The organism is Mycobacterium sp. NGS29 (assembly GCF_059812965.1).
The window spans coordinates 1-15,597 of record NZ_JCALDR010000035.1; the positions used below are offsets into that span (position 1 = coordinate 1).

12 protein-coding genes and 1 pseudogene are annotated in these 15,597 nt (G+C 65.5%); 10 read left to right on the top strand and 3 right to left on the bottom strand.

Annotated elements, in window-relative coordinates; translation table 11 throughout:
* On the bottom strand, nucleotides 1-1,616 hold a 1,616-nt coding region (locus AC5Y5Z_RS24995; protein WP_499928175.1), incomplete at its 3' end, for an FAD-dependent oxidoreductase.
* A gap of 13 nt (nucleotides 1,617-1,629) precedes the next feature.
* Nucleotides 1,630-2,295 carry an IclR family transcriptional regulator gene (locus tag AC5Y5Z_RS25000; RefSeq protein WP_463827197.1) on the bottom strand — a complete coding sequence of 222 codons (666 nt, stop codon included), beginning with the start codon at nucleotides 2,293-2,295 and terminating at the stop codon, nucleotides 1,630-1,632.
* A gap of 127 nt (nucleotides 2,296-2,422) precedes the next feature.
* Here AC5Y5Z_RS25000 and AC5Y5Z_RS25005 point away from each other — a divergent pair, with 127 nt between their 5' ends.
* The 8 genes from AC5Y5Z_RS25005 to AC5Y5Z_RS25040 are packed head-to-tail and all read left to right on the top strand — an operon-like array spanning nucleotide 2,423 to nucleotide 11,517.
* Nucleotides 2,423-3,286 carry an alpha/beta fold hydrolase gene (locus AC5Y5Z_RS25005; protein WP_463827198.1) on the top strand — a complete coding sequence of 288 codons (864 nt, stop codon included), beginning with the start codon at nucleotides 2,423-2,425 and terminating at the stop codon, nucleotides 3,284-3,286.
* Nucleotides 3,286-4,995, top strand: coding sequence for a bifunctional 3-(3-hydroxy-phenyl)propionate/3-hydroxycinnamic acid hydroxylase (locus AC5Y5Z_RS25010; RefSeq protein WP_499928177.1), 1,710 nt, complete (start codon nucleotides 3,286-3,288; stop codon nucleotides 4,993-4,995). Before AC5Y5Z_RS25005 ends, AC5Y5Z_RS25010 begins: the two co-directional genes overlap by 1 nt.
* Complete coding sequence (locus tag AC5Y5Z_RS25015; protein ID WP_499928179.1) at nucleotides 4,943-5,860, top strand: 3-carboxyethylcatechol 2,3-dioxygenase; 918 nt, start codon at nucleotides 4,943-4,945, stop codon at nucleotides 5,858-5,860. Before AC5Y5Z_RS25010 ends, AC5Y5Z_RS25015 begins: the two co-directional genes overlap by 53 nt.
* The gene (locus AC5Y5Z_RS25020; RefSeq protein WP_463827201.1) at nucleotides 5,857-7,584 is read left to right on the top strand and encodes an FAD-binding protein; all 1,728 of its coding nucleotides are present in this window, start codon (nucleotides 5,857-5,859) and stop codon (nucleotides 7,582-7,584) included. Before AC5Y5Z_RS25015 ends, AC5Y5Z_RS25020 begins: the two co-directional genes overlap by 4 nt.
* The gene (locus tag AC5Y5Z_RS25025) at nucleotides 7,581-8,891 is read left to right on the top strand and encodes an LLM class flavin-dependent oxidoreductase (RefSeq protein ID WP_499928181.1); all 1,311 of its coding nucleotides are present in this window, start codon (nucleotides 7,581-7,583) and stop codon (nucleotides 8,889-8,891) included. The genes AC5Y5Z_RS25020 and AC5Y5Z_RS25025 overlap by 4 nt, the downstream gene beginning before the upstream one ends.
* A 3-nt stretch (nucleotides 8,892-8,894) precedes the next feature.
* Nucleotides 8,895-9,710 (top strand): coniferyl-alcohol dehydrogenase, encoded by an 816-nt coding sequence (locus tag AC5Y5Z_RS25030; RefSeq protein WP_463827203.1) that lies wholly within the window; start codon nucleotides 8,895-8,897, stop codon nucleotides 9,708-9,710.
* Entirely contained in the window at nucleotides 9,710-10,699 is a 990-nt protein-coding gene (locus tag AC5Y5Z_RS25035; protein WP_463827204.1) for a cyclase family protein, read from the top strand. Before AC5Y5Z_RS25030 ends, AC5Y5Z_RS25035 begins: the two co-directional genes overlap by 1 nt.
* Nucleotides 10,696-11,517 carry an alpha/beta fold hydrolase gene (locus tag AC5Y5Z_RS25040; RefSeq protein ID WP_463827205.1) on the top strand — a complete coding sequence of 274 codons (822 nt, stop codon included), beginning with the start codon at nucleotides 10,696-10,698 and terminating at the stop codon, nucleotides 11,515-11,517. Before AC5Y5Z_RS25035 ends, AC5Y5Z_RS25040 begins: the two co-directional genes overlap by 4 nt.
* Before the next feature lie 11 nt (nucleotides 11,518-11,528).
* Here AC5Y5Z_RS25040 and AC5Y5Z_RS25045 read toward each other — a convergent pair whose 3' ends face one another.
* Entirely contained in the window at nucleotides 11,529-13,118 is a 1,590-nt protein-coding gene (locus AC5Y5Z_RS25045; RefSeq protein ID WP_499928184.1) for a multicopper oxidase family protein, read from the bottom strand.
* 214 nt (nucleotides 13,119-13,332) lie between these two features.
* On the opposite strand from AC5Y5Z_RS25045, the pseudogene AC5Y5Z_RS25050 reads away from it, so the two are divergent.
* Both AC5Y5Z_RS25050 and AC5Y5Z_RS25055 read left to right on the top strand, forming a co-directional pair.
* A pseudogene (locus AC5Y5Z_RS25050) lies at nucleotides 13,333-14,241 on the top strand (13E12 repeat family protein); the annotation flags it as partial.
* A 55-nt stretch (nucleotides 14,242-14,296) separates the two neighbouring features.
* A protein-coding gene (locus AC5Y5Z_RS25055) for an IS3 family transposase (RefSeq protein ID WP_499928186.1) occupies nucleotides 14,297-15,567 on the top strand; the annotation gives its coding sequence in 2 pieces (ribosomal slippage) (nucleotides 14,297-14,567 and nucleotides 14,567-15,567; 1,272 coding nt in all).
* Nucleotides 15,568-15,597: the final 30 nt, after the last annotated feature.

Here is a 15,597-nt window from a genome sequence, read left to right on the forward strand (position 1 = left end):
GCCTTGACGGATTCACCGGTTGCGGCAGCGTGACCGGCCCGGTATCCGAAAACCATTGCCGGACCGATGGTTCCGCCCGCCCCGCCGTAGGCACGGCCGGTCGCACCGGCCATCGCGTTGCCCGCGGCGAACAAGCCCGGGATCGGGTGACCGCTGACATGCAGCACCCGGCCGTCGTGGTCGGTGCGTGGCCCACCCTTGGTGCCCATCGATCCGACGTGAATCGGCACCGCATAGAAGGGAGCGGTATCGATGGGGCCCAATGTTTTTCCGGCCAGGGTGGTGGCGCGCTCGTCGCCCCAGTAACCGTCGTAGGCGCTGGAGCCGCGGCCGAAATCGGGGTCGGCACCGGCCGCCACGTTGCGGTTCCATCGCTCGACGGTGGCGGTCAGCCCGCTGGCGTCGATACCGGTTTTGGCGCCCAGTTCGGTGAGGTCGGCCGACTCGCAGAACCAGCCGGGAACCGGTTCGCCCGGTGCGATACCCAGAAAACCGTAGCTGTTCAGATGAACTGAGTCGAAAACCATCCAGGCGCGGTCGTTGACATAACCTTTACCCGGCTGCAGGTAATGGAAGGCGCCGGCCATCGAGTTGTACTCGCCCGCCTCGTTGACGAACCGGCGGCCCGCCTGGTTGACGATGATGCTGCGCGGGCGCGTTCGCTCCAACCGCACACTGCGGCTGCGCTGTCGGCCGTCGATGGTGTCGTCCGGAATCCGTACGATCGGTACCCACCACGCCTCGCTCATGTTCGCCAGGTCCGCACCCAGTGCCATCGCCATCCGCAGGCCGTCCCCGGTGTTGTTCGGCGGTGACACGGCACCGTGCATCGGTCCGCGCAGAAAAGCCTGTGACAGCACCGGATCCCATTCGAAGCCGCCGGTGCCCAGGACGACGCCACGGCGGGCGCGGACGGCGATGCTTCCGTCGGCCCCGTCGATCCGGACACCGGCGATGCCGTCGGCGTCGAGCAACAGTTCGGTGGCCCGTGCGCCGGTGCGCGGGGTCACCCCGATGTCGAGCAGCCCCTGCAGGAGACCGGCGATCAGTGCCGTCCCGGCCACGCAGACCTCCCCCTGCGCGTCCACGTCGGCGTGCAGGCGTGCCCGGGTTTCGGCATCGAACCCGACGTTGGACCAGTCGGCCGGAAACGCGGTGATCCGATCGGCCCAGTCGCCGATCCGGCTGAGGTCGAATGGCGCCGCACCCAGGGAACGGCCCCCGGTGGGCTGCCCGCCCGGCAATTCCGGTTGGTAGTCGGGAAAACCGGCGGCCACCTCGAAGCGCAGGCCACTGTGGGACTCGACGAAGTCCAGCATCGCCGGCCCGGTCTGGACGAATGTCTCCACCAGTTCGTCGTCCATCGAACCGAACGACTGCGCGCGCAGGTACTGCAACGCCGCGTCCGGCGTCAAATCCCGGTCGGGACAACGGTTGTGGGACGGAATCCAGGCGATGCCACCGGAGACCGCCGTTGTGCCGCCGACGGTCTGCGCCTTCTCGAAGACTTGCACCGTGGCCCCGGCGACGGCTGCCGCCAACGCGGCGGTGAGCCCGGCGGCGCCGCTGCCGAGCACGACGACATCGAATTCCTGGTCCCAGTTGTGTCCTGACATGCGTGGTGTCCCTTCAGCTCAGCAGCGCCGACAACTTCTCGGCGGCCCGAATGACGGCATCCCGGCCGCGCATCACCACGTCTTCCCGGTGGGAGATCAGGTTGATGCACGTTGGCGGTGACGCCGCGGGCCGAGGCACCGCGACCGCCAAGCCGTAGGTGTTGGGTTCGATTTCGCCGTGGGTGGTCACCCACCCGCGCTGGCGCGCGGCGGTCACCAGATCGCGCTCGCCCGGGCGCGGGGGCATGCTCGCGAGCAGCGCGATCCCGGCTGCGCCGCGGTCCAACGGGTATCGGCTGCCTTCGTGGAAGGCGAGTTGATAGGGGACCTGCGTCGGCACGATCACCGCGAGCGCGACCTGCTCGTCGGCCTCGGCGACCAGTAGCGACACCGTGGTGCCCAGCTCGTCGGCCAGGCCGCGCAGCGTCGGGAGGCACAGTTGGCGCACGTTGTGATCGAAGGACGCGCCGAGGGTGGCCAGGCCGGCGGCCGGCCGGTACCGGCCGTCTTCACCCTTGGTGACCAGCCGGAACTGCGCCAATGTGGCCAGCAGCCGATACGCGATGGTCCGGTGCACACCGACCTGGTCGGCGACCTCCTGCATGGTCAGACCTGCGGGGGAAGCCGCGACCATCTGCAGCGCGCAGAGTCCGCGTGCCAACGTCTGGGAACCCGTCACGGTCTTGACAGACCTCGATGGGAGAGCCAAGCTCTATAAATAACGCACATTAGTGTGCGATATTAGCACACCGGGATCGCCGAAAACGAGAGTGTCGTTTCCCGCAGAGACCGGACAGAGAGGAACCGTGACGGAGTTCGAAAGCGTCTGGAGCGACCTGCAGGGCGTGGCGTTCGAGCAGGGCTACCTGACTGCGGGCGCAGTGCGCACCCGTTATCTGCGGGCCGGGGACCGCAGCCGGCCGGTATTGGTGTTGCTGCATGGCTCGGGTGGTCACGCCGAGGCCTATGTCCGCAACCTTGCCGCGCATGCCGAGCATTTCTGGACCTGGTCCATCGACATGCTGGGGCACGGGTACACCGACAAGCCCGGACATCCGCTCGAGATCCGCCACTACGTCGAGCACCTGATGGCCGTCGTGCGGGCGATCGGCGCGGACCGGATCAAGCTCAGCGGCGAGTCACTCGGCGGCTGGGTGGCCGCACGGGCCGCCATCGACCATCCCGATGTCATCGACCGGCTGGTACTGAATACAGCGGGTGGCTCACAAGCGGACCCGGAGGTGATGAAGCGGATCATCACGCTGTCCATGGCTGCCGCCGAGGACCCGACCTGGGAGACCGTGCAGGCGCGCATCAAGTGGTTGATGGCCGACAAGTCCAGGGATTACGACGACTTGGTGGCCAGCAGGCAACGCATCTACCGGCAACCTGGCTTCGTCGCTGCGATGCGCGACATCATGGCGTTGCAGGATCCGGAGATCCGGGCTCGAAACCTGTTGGGGCCGGCCGAATACGGCGCCATCACGGCGCCGACGCTGGTGCTCTGGACCAGCGACGACCCCACCGCCGACGTGCCTGAGGGCCGGCGCATCGCGTCGATGATTCCCGGCGCGCGATTCGAAGTGATGCCGGGCTGCGGTCACTGGCCGCAGTACGAGGATGCCAAGACGTTCAACCAGTTGCACATCGACTTCCTGTTGGACCGCTGATGGTGGGTGCCGATGGAGTCGAGACCGTCGACGTTCTGATAGTCGGTGCCGGCCCGGTCGGTCTGACCCTGGCTAACATCCTTGGCCTGCAGGGTGTTCGCACCCTCGTTGTCGAGGAACGGTCGACACTGATCGACTATCCGCGCGGGGTGGGACTGGACGACGAGGCACTGCGCACCTTTCAGTCGATCGGTCTGGTGGACCGCGTGCTACCGCATACCGTGCCGAACCAGATCTTGCGCTTCTATGACGGCAAGCGTCGGGTGCTGGCCGAGATGGCGCCCCCGGATGCCCGATTCGGGTGGCCCAAACGCAACGGCTTCGTCCAGCCGCTCGTCGATGCCGAATTGCTGCGCGGTCTGGAACGATTCGACCAGGCGCAGGTGCGCTGGAATCATCCGATGATCTCCTGTGTGCAGGGCGACGACGGGGTGCGTGTCGAACTCGAAGGCCCTGCGGGATCTGTCGGCGTGCGAGCACGATACGTCGTCGGTTGTGACGGAGGCCGCAGCAGGACCCGCGGCACGATGGGTGTGTCCTTCGACGGCACCACCTCCCCGACCCGGTGGCTGGTGATCGACATCGCCAACGATCCCCTGGGTCACCCCAACAGTGAGGTGGGGGCGGACCCGGAACGCCCGTATGCGTCGATCTCGATCGCGCACGGAATCAGGCGGTTCGAGTTCATGATTCACGCCCACGAAACCGATGAGCAGGCAGAGGATCCGGCGTTTCTGCACCGGATGCTCGCCCGGATGGTGCCGCACCCGGACCGGGTCGAGGTGATACGCCGGCGCGTCTATACCCATCACTCCCGCATCGCCGGCGCCTTCCGGAGTGGCCGGCTGCTGCTTGCCGGGGACGCGGCGCACCTGATGCCGGTGTGGCAGGGGCAGGGTTACAACAGCGGCATCCGCGACGCGGCCAACCTGGGCTGGAAACTCGCCGCGGTGGTCAAGGGCCAGGCCGATCCGGCATTGTTGGACAGCTATGACGTGGAACGACGCAAGCACGCCCGGGCCATGATCGACCTGTCGACCATGGTCGGCCGGGTCATCTCGCCGACCAACCGGAAGGTCGCCGCCGCGCGCGACCTCCTGATCCGATCGGCATCGATAGTGCCCACCCTCAAGCGATACGTGCTCGAGATGCGCTTCAAACCGATGCCGCGGTACGAACAGGGCGCCGTTGTACACTCGAAACCAACTGATTCCCAGCATGATTCACCGGCCGGCACGCTGTTCATTCAGCCCCGGGTCGATACCCGCAAGCAGCAGAATGTACTGCTCGACGAGGTGCTGGGCACCTGGTTCGCGGTGTTGTGCTGGAACAACAATCCGCGCAAGATTCTCGGTGAACGAGCCTTCGCGGATTGGAAGGCGTTGGGCGCCCGGTTCGTTGCGCTGCGCCCGCTGACCCAACTGCACTGGCCCGGGCACGACGATCCAGACGTGGTGGTTGTGGGGGATCGGACAGGCGATCTGAAGGCTTGGTTCGATATGCACGCAGAGTCGGTGTTGTTTCTGCGTCCGGACCGATGCATCGCCGGAGCGTGCATAGCGCAACGCTCGCCGGAGTTGAGCGCAGCGATCGTAACCGCTCTCACCCTGACGCCAGGAGGGGGTGAAGTCGACAGTGCCACTGGCTCTTTGCTGTATGTCCCACAGCCCGCTGCTGAATCTACCGGGGCCGCCGCAGAATCTGCTTGACGAAGTCGAAGCCGCGATCGGGCAGGCGCGGGCTTTTGTGGCGGACTATGACCCCGAACTCGTCGTCATCCTTTCCCCCGACCACTACAACGGTTTCTTCTACAAAGTGATGCCGCCGTTCTGTATCGGTATGCAGGCCAACGGAATCGGTGACTACGGCACCCACGCCGGGCCGCTGGACGTCGCCCAGGACATAGCCGGGGAATGTGCCAAGGCCATCCTCGGTGACGGAGTCGACATTGCGGTGTCCACCAGCATGGACGTGGATCACGGCACCGTTCAGCCGCTGGAGAAGTTGCTGGGGACCGCGACTGCCCGCCCGGTGATTCCGGTGTTCATCAACGCGATCGCGACGCCGCTGGGACCACTGCACCGCTGCCGCGCGCTGGGCACCGCTGTCGGCAAGTTCGTTGCCGCCCTCGACAAGCGGGTGCTGCTGATCGGGTCCGGGGGGCTCTCCCACAGCCCACCGGTACCGACGCTGGCGACCGCCGCGCCGGCGGTGCTGGAGCGGATCGTGCACGGCCGGCCCATGACCGCCGAACAACGGCAGGCCCGTCAGACCCAGGTCATCGAGGCCGCAAAGAATTTCGCCGGCGGAGACAGCAACCTGCAGCCTCTCAACCCGGCCTGGGATCACCGGTTCTTGGACATCATCGACAGCGGTCACCTCGCCGATCTCGACGGATGGTCGAACTCGTTCGTTACCCACGAGGGTGGCAGCTCCGCGCACGAAATCCGCACCTGGATAGCGGCATTCGCTGCGCTGGCTACCGTCGGGCCGTACCAGACCCCGCTCCGCTATTACAAGCAGGCCGCAGATCTGATTGCCGGTTTCGCGATCCGCACGGCGGTGCTCACATGACGGACGTGGCCTTCGACCAGGTGGTGGACGTGCTCGTAGTGGGCTCCGGCGGCGGCGGCATGACAGCCGCACTGACCGCGGACGCGTCCGGGCTCGACGTGCTGGTCGTCGAGAAGTCTCCGCAATTCGGCGGATCCACCGCGCTTTCCGGCGGTGGCATCTGGGTACCGGGGGCACCCGCCCAACGCCGGGCCGGCTACCTCCCGGATGCCGACGGCGTCGTCGACTACCTACGGCAGATCACCGACGGACTCGTCAGCGACGCACGGCTACGGCAATATGTCGAGTCGGGGCCGCTGATGCTGGAGTTCCTGGAGAAGCTCAGCCCGTGGCTCCAATTCGTCTGGAAGCCGGGCTATGCGGACTACTATCCGGAACTGCCGGGCGGATCCGAACTGGGCAGCACGATCAACGTCCCACCGATCGATCTGCGCGAACTCGGCGACGACGAGCAGCGCCTGCTGACCCCGCTCGCGTTGGCGCCCCGAGGAATCTGGCTGGGACCCAAGGAATTGCGATCCTTCTACCGGATCCGGCAGTCCTGGGCCGGCAAGGGCGTGCTGCTGAAACTGATCTCGCGAATGGCGCGGGCCCGGCTGCTCGGTGAGCGGATGGCCGCGATCGGACAGTCGCTGGCGGCGCGGCTGCGCTTGGCGATGAAGGACCGCGGCATCCCGCTCTGGTTGGACACGCCGATGACGGAATTGCTCACCGGCGCCGACGGTTCCGTCCTCGGAGCAGTGGTGCAGCGGGAAGGCCGCCAGTGGCGGATCGGCGCGCGCCGCGGGGTGGTCCTGGCCTCCGGCGGCTTCGACCACGACATGGCCTGGCGTAAAGAACACCAGCCGGTGATCGACCAGGACTGGAGCTTCGGCAACCCGGCTGCGATGGGCGACGGCATCCGAGCCGGCCAACAGGTGGGTGCGGCCGCCGACCTGCTGGACGAGGCATGGTGGTTCCCCGCCATCCAATGGCCGGACGGGCGAATGCAATTCATGCTCAACGAGCGGATGATGCCCGCACAGTTCATCGTCAACGGCGCGGGCAAACGGTTCATCAACGAGGCAGCCCCCTACATGGATTTCGGTCACGCCATGATCGAGGGCCAGAAGTCCGGTGTCACGCACATCCCGTGCTGGCTCGTCACCGATCACCGTTCGTTCAACCGCTATGTCGTCGGCGGGCACCTGCCGATTCCGAAAGTGCCCGGGGCTCCGGTACCCACCGGACGCAAGGTGCCGGCCGCCTGGCTGGAATCCGGTGTCGTCAAGGCCGCATCGACGTGGGAGGAACTCGCCGCCAAGATCAGCGTTCCGGCGCAGCAACTTCGGGCCACCGCCACCCGTTTCAACGAGTTGGCGCGGCGGGGACACGACGACGACTTCAACCGTGGCGACAGCGTCTACGACAATTACTACGGCGATCCGACGCTGCCCAACCCCAACCTGTATCCACTGGGCGATCCGCCGTACTACGCGTTCCGGATCGTGCTGGGGGACCTGGGCACGTCCGGAGGCCTGCGCACCGACGAGTTCGCCCGGGTGCTGCGGGAGGACGACACCGTGGTGCCCGGCCTCTACGCGGTGGGCAACACGTCCGCACCGGTGATGGGGCGCAGCTACGCCGGCGCAGGTGCGACCATCGGACCCGCCATGACATTCGGTTTCGTCGCGGCCAAACACATTGCCGCACACGCCCTTGATCCCATAGGAGGTAGCAAATGAAAATCTCATTGTTCTACGAGTTCGCCCTACCGCGGCCCTGGGTGCCTGACGACGAGCGCCAGATGCTGCAGGACTGCCTGGACGAAGTCGAGGCCGCCGACAAGGCCGGGTTCTCGACGGTCTGGCTGACCGAGCACCACTTCCTCGAGGAGTACTGCCATTCCACCGCGCCGGAGATGTTTCTGGCCGCGGCGAGTCAGCGCACCAAGGACATCCGCCTGGGATTCGGCATCATGCACCTGCCGCCGGCGGTGAACCACCCCGCCCGCGTCGCCGAACGCATCGCCACCCTGGACTTGATCTCCAACGGCCGAGTGGAATTCGGCACCGGCGAGTCCTCGTCGGTGGGTGAGCTCGGCGGATTCAACATCGATCCCGCCGACAAGCGGGGACAGTGGGAGGAAGCGCTCGAAGTCTCGATCCGCTGCATGGTGGAGGAACCCTTCTCGGGGTTCAAGGGCAACCACATCGAGATGCCGGCCCGCAATGTCATTCCCAAGCCGCTGCAGAAGCCGCATCCGCCGGTCTGGGTGGCCTGCACTCGGCCGGCCAGCGTTCAAATGGCCGCCCAGAAGTGCATTGGCGCACTGAGTTTCGCCTACACCGGACCCGGACCGCTCACCGAGCGGGTCAACGGCTACTACAAGGAGTTCGAGGAGAACGGGGTTCCAGTGACTCCGCAGATCAACCCCAACATCCTGGCCATCGGCGGTGATTTGTCGATGATGGTCGCCAAGACCGACGAGCAGGCCCTCGAACGCCTCGGTCAGGGTGGTGGATTCTTCTCGTTCGGCATCATGCACTACTACATGACCGGCGTGCACACCCCGGGTCGCACCGGGGTGTGGGAACGCTATCTCGAAGAGGTCGACAAGGACCCGACGCTGGCGTACGGCCCCGGTCGTGGCGCGATCGGATCGCCCACAACGGTGCGAGAGTTCCTGCGCGGCTACGAGGAGAGCGGTGTGGACGAGATCATCCTGCTGCTCAATCCGCGCAGCCACGAGGGGACCATGGAATCCATCGAACTGATGGGTAAAGAGGTACTGCCCGAATTCATCGAGCGGGATGCGAAGCAGGTGGCCGACAAAGCCGCCCGGCTGGCACCGGTCATCGAGAAGGTCGAGGCGCGCCGGCCGGAATCGACCATTCCCCCCTTCGACGAGCACTACTCCTTCGGTGGCCTGCCCACCGGGCGCGGCGGAAAGTTCACCGCCAGTGAGATTCCGGAGGCCATGGCCGAGATCAACGAAGGCCGCGTGCAGGCGGCGCAGCGGCTGAAGGAACAGGAAAAGGGCAAGAGCTGACCGTTGTCGCGAATCGACGAGCTGTGGCGCTACGACGGCCGCCGTGCGGTGGTGACGGGATGCGCGTCGGGCATCGGAGCACACCTGGTGCACCACCTCCACGAGCTGGGAGCCTCAGTGGTCGGACTCGACAAACGCCGACCGCCGGTGGAGCTCAGCGACTTTCATCACGTTGACCTGTCTGATCCGGCTTCGATCGACGGAGCTGTCGCTGCCATCGTCGGACCCGTCGACGTGCTGTTCAACGTCGCCGGTGTCTCGTCGGGTATCGGCGACCCGCAACTGGTCGTCACCATCAACTTCCTGGGACTGCGCCATCTCACCGAGGCGCTGATCCCCCGGATGACACCCGGTTCGTCGATCGTGAGCGTGTCGTCGTTGGCGGCATCGGGCTACCGGGAGCATCTGCGCGATGTCGCACCGCTGCTGCGCACCCCGACGATGCAGGAGGGCATCGAGTGGTGTCAGTCCCATCCGGACACGCTGGGAACCGGATACCAGCTGTCGAAGGAAGCCGTGATTCTCTATACGATGCGCACCGCGACCGACCTCGGTGCGCGCGGTATCCGGATCAACTGCACCGGACCGGGCGTCACTGAAACGCCGATTCTCGACCAGTTGCGCACCGCCTACGGCCCCGAATTCCTCGACGACATACCCAAGCCGCTGGGGCGGGTGGCTGATCCGATCGAACAAGCCGCAGTGCTGTTGTTCTTGAACAGCGGCGCCGCAAGCTATATTTCGGGCCAGGTCGTGTGGGTCGACGGCGGCAACGTCGGAGCTGCCATCGCCCGCGAACTCGAGGAAGGGCCGGCTTGATGGCTTCCATGACGGAATTTCGCCGGGTCGCAGCCGAACTCAGCAACTGGGGGCGGTGGGGCGACGATGACGAGTTGGGCACCTTGAACTTCATCACCGCAGCGAAGGTGCGCCAGTCCGCCGGGCTGGTCCGGCACGGCAAGGTGTTCCCGCTCGGTGTCGACTTCGGGTCTTCCGGACCGCAGGGTGCTTTCGGGTTCCGGCACAACCCCGTTCACGTAATGACAGTGGACGGTGGGGACGCACATACCTTGGTGAAGTACGGGTCCGGGTGGCAGCAGAACCCGACCGCTGATCAATTGAGCAGCTACTTCTCCGACAATCCGTTTCGCTTCAACGACGACATGATCATCATGCCGTTGCAGGCGGCGACCCAGTGGGATGCGTTGTCACATGTGTACTACGACGACCGGTTGTACAACGGATTTCCGGCGGACTCGGTGACCAGTCTGGGTGCTTACCATTGCGGCATCGACAAAGTCGACGTCAAGGGGATCACGTCGCGTGGTGTGCTTCTGGACTTGGTACGGCATCGGGGCGCGGAGGTGTTTCTCGAGCACGGAAACCCGATCACCCCCGAAGAATTGGACGAGGTAGCCCGGGCGCAGGGCGTGACCATCGAGCGCGGGGACATAGTCCTGGTTCGAACCGGTTGGTGGGCAAGGTTTCTGATGACCGGTGATAAAGTCGAACGCTTTTCGGGACTGGACTGGCGGTGCGCCCAGTGGTTGCATGACAACGAGGTCGCCGCGGTGGCGGCCGACAATCTTCAGGTCGAGGATCCGGTGTCCGGCGTCGACGGCCTGTTCCTGCCCTTCCACCTGTTGTGCCTGCGCGACATGGGCCTGATGCTCGGCGAGTACTGGGACCTCACCGCGCTGGCCGCCGACTGCGCCACCGACGGTGTCTACGAGTTCCAACTCATCGCGCCTCCGCTGCGGGTCACCGGCGGCGTGGGCTCGCCGGTCAATCCGATCGCCATCAAATGACGGGCGTCCATCGCCGAACGCTCGAAATCGACGGGCTGGCCACGAGTTATCTCGAAGCCGGGCACGGTGATGCGGTGGTGCTGCTGCACGGTGGTGAGTTCGGTGCCAGTGCAGAACTCGGCTGGGAGCACACCATCGGCGAGTTGGCGAAGCACTTCCGGGTGCTGGCCCCCGATCAACTCGGATTCGGCGGATCGGCCAAGGTCATCGACTTCGTCAACAGCCGGGCGATGCGTATCCGGCATGTGGCCCGGTTCTGTCAGGTGCTCGGTGTCGAGGCGGCGCATTTCGCCGGAAACTCGATGGGCGCCATCAATCTACTCACCGACATGACTTCGGATGCCCCGCTGCTGCCGGTGCGTAGTGTTGCGATCATCTGCGGTGGTGGGGAGATCCAGCAGAATCGCTACTTCGACGCCCTGCAGCAGTACGACGCGACCTTGCCGGCTATGCGCAACATCGTCGAGGCTCTCTTCTTCGACCCGAGCTATCCGGCCGACGAGGATTACGTGTGGCGCCGCTATGAGTCGAGCACAGCGCCCGGCGCGTGGGAAGCGGTGGCTGCGGCCCGCTTTCGCCGCCCCAATGCCGCGTCACCGGCCACGCCGTCGAGCGCGCGGGCGTACCAACGTATCCACGTGCCGACACTGGTCGTCGAGGGCGGCGGCGACAAGCTGCTCCCGCCGGGGTGGGCGGCGCAGATCGCCGAGCAGATAGCCGGTGGCCGTTCGGTGGTGGTCGATGGTGCCGGCCATTGTCCGCAGATCGAGCAGTCGGCGGCGGTCAACGAATTGTTGTTGGACCTTTTCGGCCGCTAGCCTGGACGGCGTCAGATCAGGTAATCCAGCCGCGTCATCATTCCTGCGTGTTGATGATATGTGTTGTGACAGTGCATCACCCACGTCCCGGGGTTATTGGCGATCAGGACGGCACGCATCTTCTGCTTCGGCAGCACGATGACGGTGTCTTTGCGAGCGCCGAGGGAGCCGTCTGATTTGACCACCTGGAATGTGTGGCCGTGCAGATGAATCGGGTGGTACATCATGGTGGGGTTGTCGAACACCAGGGTCGGCCGCTGGCCTTCTCGGATGTGCAGCGGTTTCGTCCTGCTGTACGGCTCGCCGTTGATCGTCCAGTCATACTTGGCCATCGTGCCGCCGAGTACGACCGGCAGTTCGAGGCCGGGGTCCGGTCGCCCGAGGTTGACCGATGTTGTGGCGGTGAACTTCTCGATGGTGCCGACACGGCGGGTGAGTTCCGCGGGCCGGAACCGGGGGTCGGGTGGACTGCCCATCCCGGTGGACAACAATGCCCGGGCGACGGCGTTCTTCCCCTCGGCGGCTGCGACGAGCGGGAAGACGCCGTGGGCCGCGGTCACGTAGACGTCGTAGCGCTCGGCCATGCCGATCAGCAACGCGTCGACCTGGGTGGGGATCACCGGGTAGCCGTCCGTGTGGGTGACCGTCATGGGGTGGCCCGCCAATGCGACCCGGAACGTGGTGTCCGAGGCGGTGTTGATGAGCCGGATTCGGATTCGTTGGCGGGGTTTGGCATTGAATGTTGTTGCGGCGTCCGAAATTCGTCCGTTGACCAGGTAGTAGGGGTAGGCGATGTCGCCGGCATCGCCGCCGAGTAAGTCGCTGGTGCCGACCTCACCTGCCGTTCCTTCCGGCATCCCTGGCATACCGGGCATCCCGCTGGTCGGGCTGGGCGGAGCCGAAGAGGCCGTCGTGGTCGACGTGGTCGTGGGTAGCGGTGGCGGGCTGGGTTGTCTGTTCGGGTCGGTCAGGGCTTCGTAGAGCTGCTGCGGTGACTTACCGACACCGTCGGTCCAATCATCGAGCACCACAATCCATTCCGCATCGTAGTGGCCCATTTCGGTCGGATCGTCGACGATGAACGGCAGGTAGAGACCTTTGTCGGCATCGAGACCGGTATGGGGGTGAGCCCAGTACGTTCCCGAATCCGGGACGGAGAACCGGTAGGTGAAGTTCTGGCCGGCAGGGATGTTCGGTGTCGCGGGTTCGGCGCCGTCCATGTCGTTGCGTATCGCCACGCCGTGCCAATGGACCGACGTGGGATGGTCGAGTTTGTTGGACACTGAGACGACGATCTCGTCGCCGATGGTGGACCGGATCAGCGGGCCCGGGATGCTGTCGCCGTAGGCGAACGTGTCGACGATCTTGCCGCCGATGTCGACCTTGGTCGCTTGCGGCGTGAGACTTGCTGTCACCGTGCGACCGCTGTGCGGACGGGTTGCTTCGGCCGCGGCGATGGCGCCGGACATCGTCGGCTTGGTGGTTACCGACCGTTCGCACGCGACGAGCGCCGCACCGCCGGCGATACCTGCGGCGATGAAGCCGCGCCTGTTGATCCGGGTCGTCTCGAAGGGGTTGCCGCTGGTCGGCAGTACCGGCATTGACAGCTCCTCTGATGCGTGGGCCTGGTCCTGGAGTGCGCCTTCTACCCTGCTCAGATGCGACGGATCTTGCAACTGTTGCGCAGGGTGGTCCGCGGGGGTATTAGACGAAATCCCACGCTGATCGGTTCCCTCGAATTTGGAGCGAATGATGTTCTGGCGCAATCGTTTATCGCTCATCTGGTTGTCGGTGGTGGTTCGTAGAATCATTGGCATGGCAACCAGTTCGCGCGATGAGATCGTGGCGGTCTTCGACGCGCTCGATGCTGGGTTGGATCGGTTGTGCGGGTTGTCGTTTGAGGTGTTGACCACCCCGGAGCGGTTGCGGGCCTTGCAGCGACTGGAACAGATGGCGCGCCGGCTGCGGGTCCCGCAGCACCCGTTGATCAATCAGCTCGCCGCCCAGGCCGACAAAACCGAGTTGGGGGGCACGTTGTGTGAGGCGCTGGCCACCCGGTTGGGCATCACCAAACCCTGCGCCGCCCGCCGCATCGCCGAGGCCGCCGATCTGGGCCCACGCCGCGCGCTGACCGGACAACCCCTGGAGCCGGTGCTGAGCGCGACCGCGGCCGGCCAGCGCGCCGGGCGCATCGGCGACGGCCAGATCACCGTGATCCGCGACTTCTTCAAACATCTACCCGCCACAGTCGATGCGTTGACCCGCGAGGCCGCCGAAGCCGACCTGGCCGACAAAGCCACCTGGCAACGCCCCGATGAGCTCGCCGGCTACGCCCAGCACATGATGAACTGCCTGCACCCTGACGGGGACTTCTCCGATGAGGAACGCACCCGATCGCGCGGGATCACCCTAGGTGCCCAGCAGCGTGACGGCATGTCCACGATCAGCGGGCTGATCACCCCCGAACTACGCGCAGCGATCGAGGCACTGTGGGCCAAACTGGCCGCCCCCGGCATGGCCAACCCCGCCGACCAAGCCCCGGTCATCGACGGCGAACCCGACCCCGAAATCGCCGGCGGCGATCGGCGCAGCACCGCCCAGCGTCAGCACGACGCGACGCTGGCCGCCCTGCGCGCGCTGTTCGCCTCCGGGGACCTGGGCACCCACCGCGGGCTGCCGGTCACCATCATCGTCACCACCACCCTGCACGACCTCGAAGCCGGTATGAATCGCCCCGGGTTTGATGCACACCTTCTTTCGAGGGAAGGTTGTCCGCATTATGCCGAAGAAGTACGACGACGAGTTCAAGGCGCGGGCGGTGCGGTTGGTCGCCGACCATGCCGAGGAGTACGACACCCGCACGGGCTGCATCACTGCAGTCGCCAAGCGGTTGGGAGTGTCCTGCGAAACGCTGCGCCGCTGGGTCAACCAGGTCGAGGTCGACACCGGCCAGCGTGAGGGAGTGTCCACCGATATCGCGCGGGAGAACAAAGAGCTCAAACGCAAGAATCGTGAGCTTGAGGAAACCATCGAAATCCTCAAGGCTGCAACACATTTCTTTGCGCGGGAGAGCGACCCGCGACACCGTTGATCTGTGCGTTCATCGCCGAGCATCGTGCTCGGTTCGGGGTCGCTCCGATCTGCCGCGTGCTGTCCGAGCACGGCTGTGCGATCGCCCCGAGAACCTTTTACGCCTGGCTGGCCCGACCCCCGTCAGCGCGGACCCTGTGGGACACGGTCATCACCGAGGTGCTGGCCGGCTACTACGAGTCCGACGAGCATGGTCGGCGTAAGCCCGAGTCGCTCTATGGCGCGACGAAGATGTGGGCTCACCTGCAACGCGAGGGCATCACAGTGGCCCGTTGCACCGTGGAGCGGCTCATGCGGGCGCACGGGTGGCGTGGAGTCGCCCGCCGCAAGAAGGTGCGCACCACCATCGCTGATCCAACCGCGGCGCGGGCAGCTGATCTGGTCAAGCGCCAGTTCCGGGTGCCCGCCCCCAACGTCCTGCTGGTGGCGGACTTCACTTACATCCGCCTATCCGACGGAGCGTTCGTCTACACCGCATTCGCCATCGACGCCTACGCGGGCCGAATTGTGGGCTGGACCTGCTCGGCCAGCAAGCAGGACCGGTTCGTGCGTCGCGCTATCCGTTACGCTGCACAGCTCCGCACCAATGAAGGTAATCCGTTGTTGGGCAGCACTATTCATCACAGCGATGCGGGCTCGCAGTACACGTCCGTGCGCTTTGGGGAAACCCTCGCGTTGTCCGGGTTGGTGGCCTCGATCGGAACGATTGGGGATGCCTTCGACAATGCTTTGGCGGAGACGACGATAGGTCTGTACAAGACCGAAGCCGTCCGTGAGGACTCGCCGTTTCGGCGGGGGCCGCTGCACCGTCTGACCGACGTCGAACTGCTCACCGCCGAGTGGGTGCACTGGTACAACACCGACCGGCTCATGCACCGTTTGGGCCGCATCCCACCGGTCGAATTTGAGTCCATCTACTACGCTACAAACGCGGCCCAATCAGAGGCTGCACACCAGTAAACGGTGTGCATCAAACCCGGGGTGGTTCAG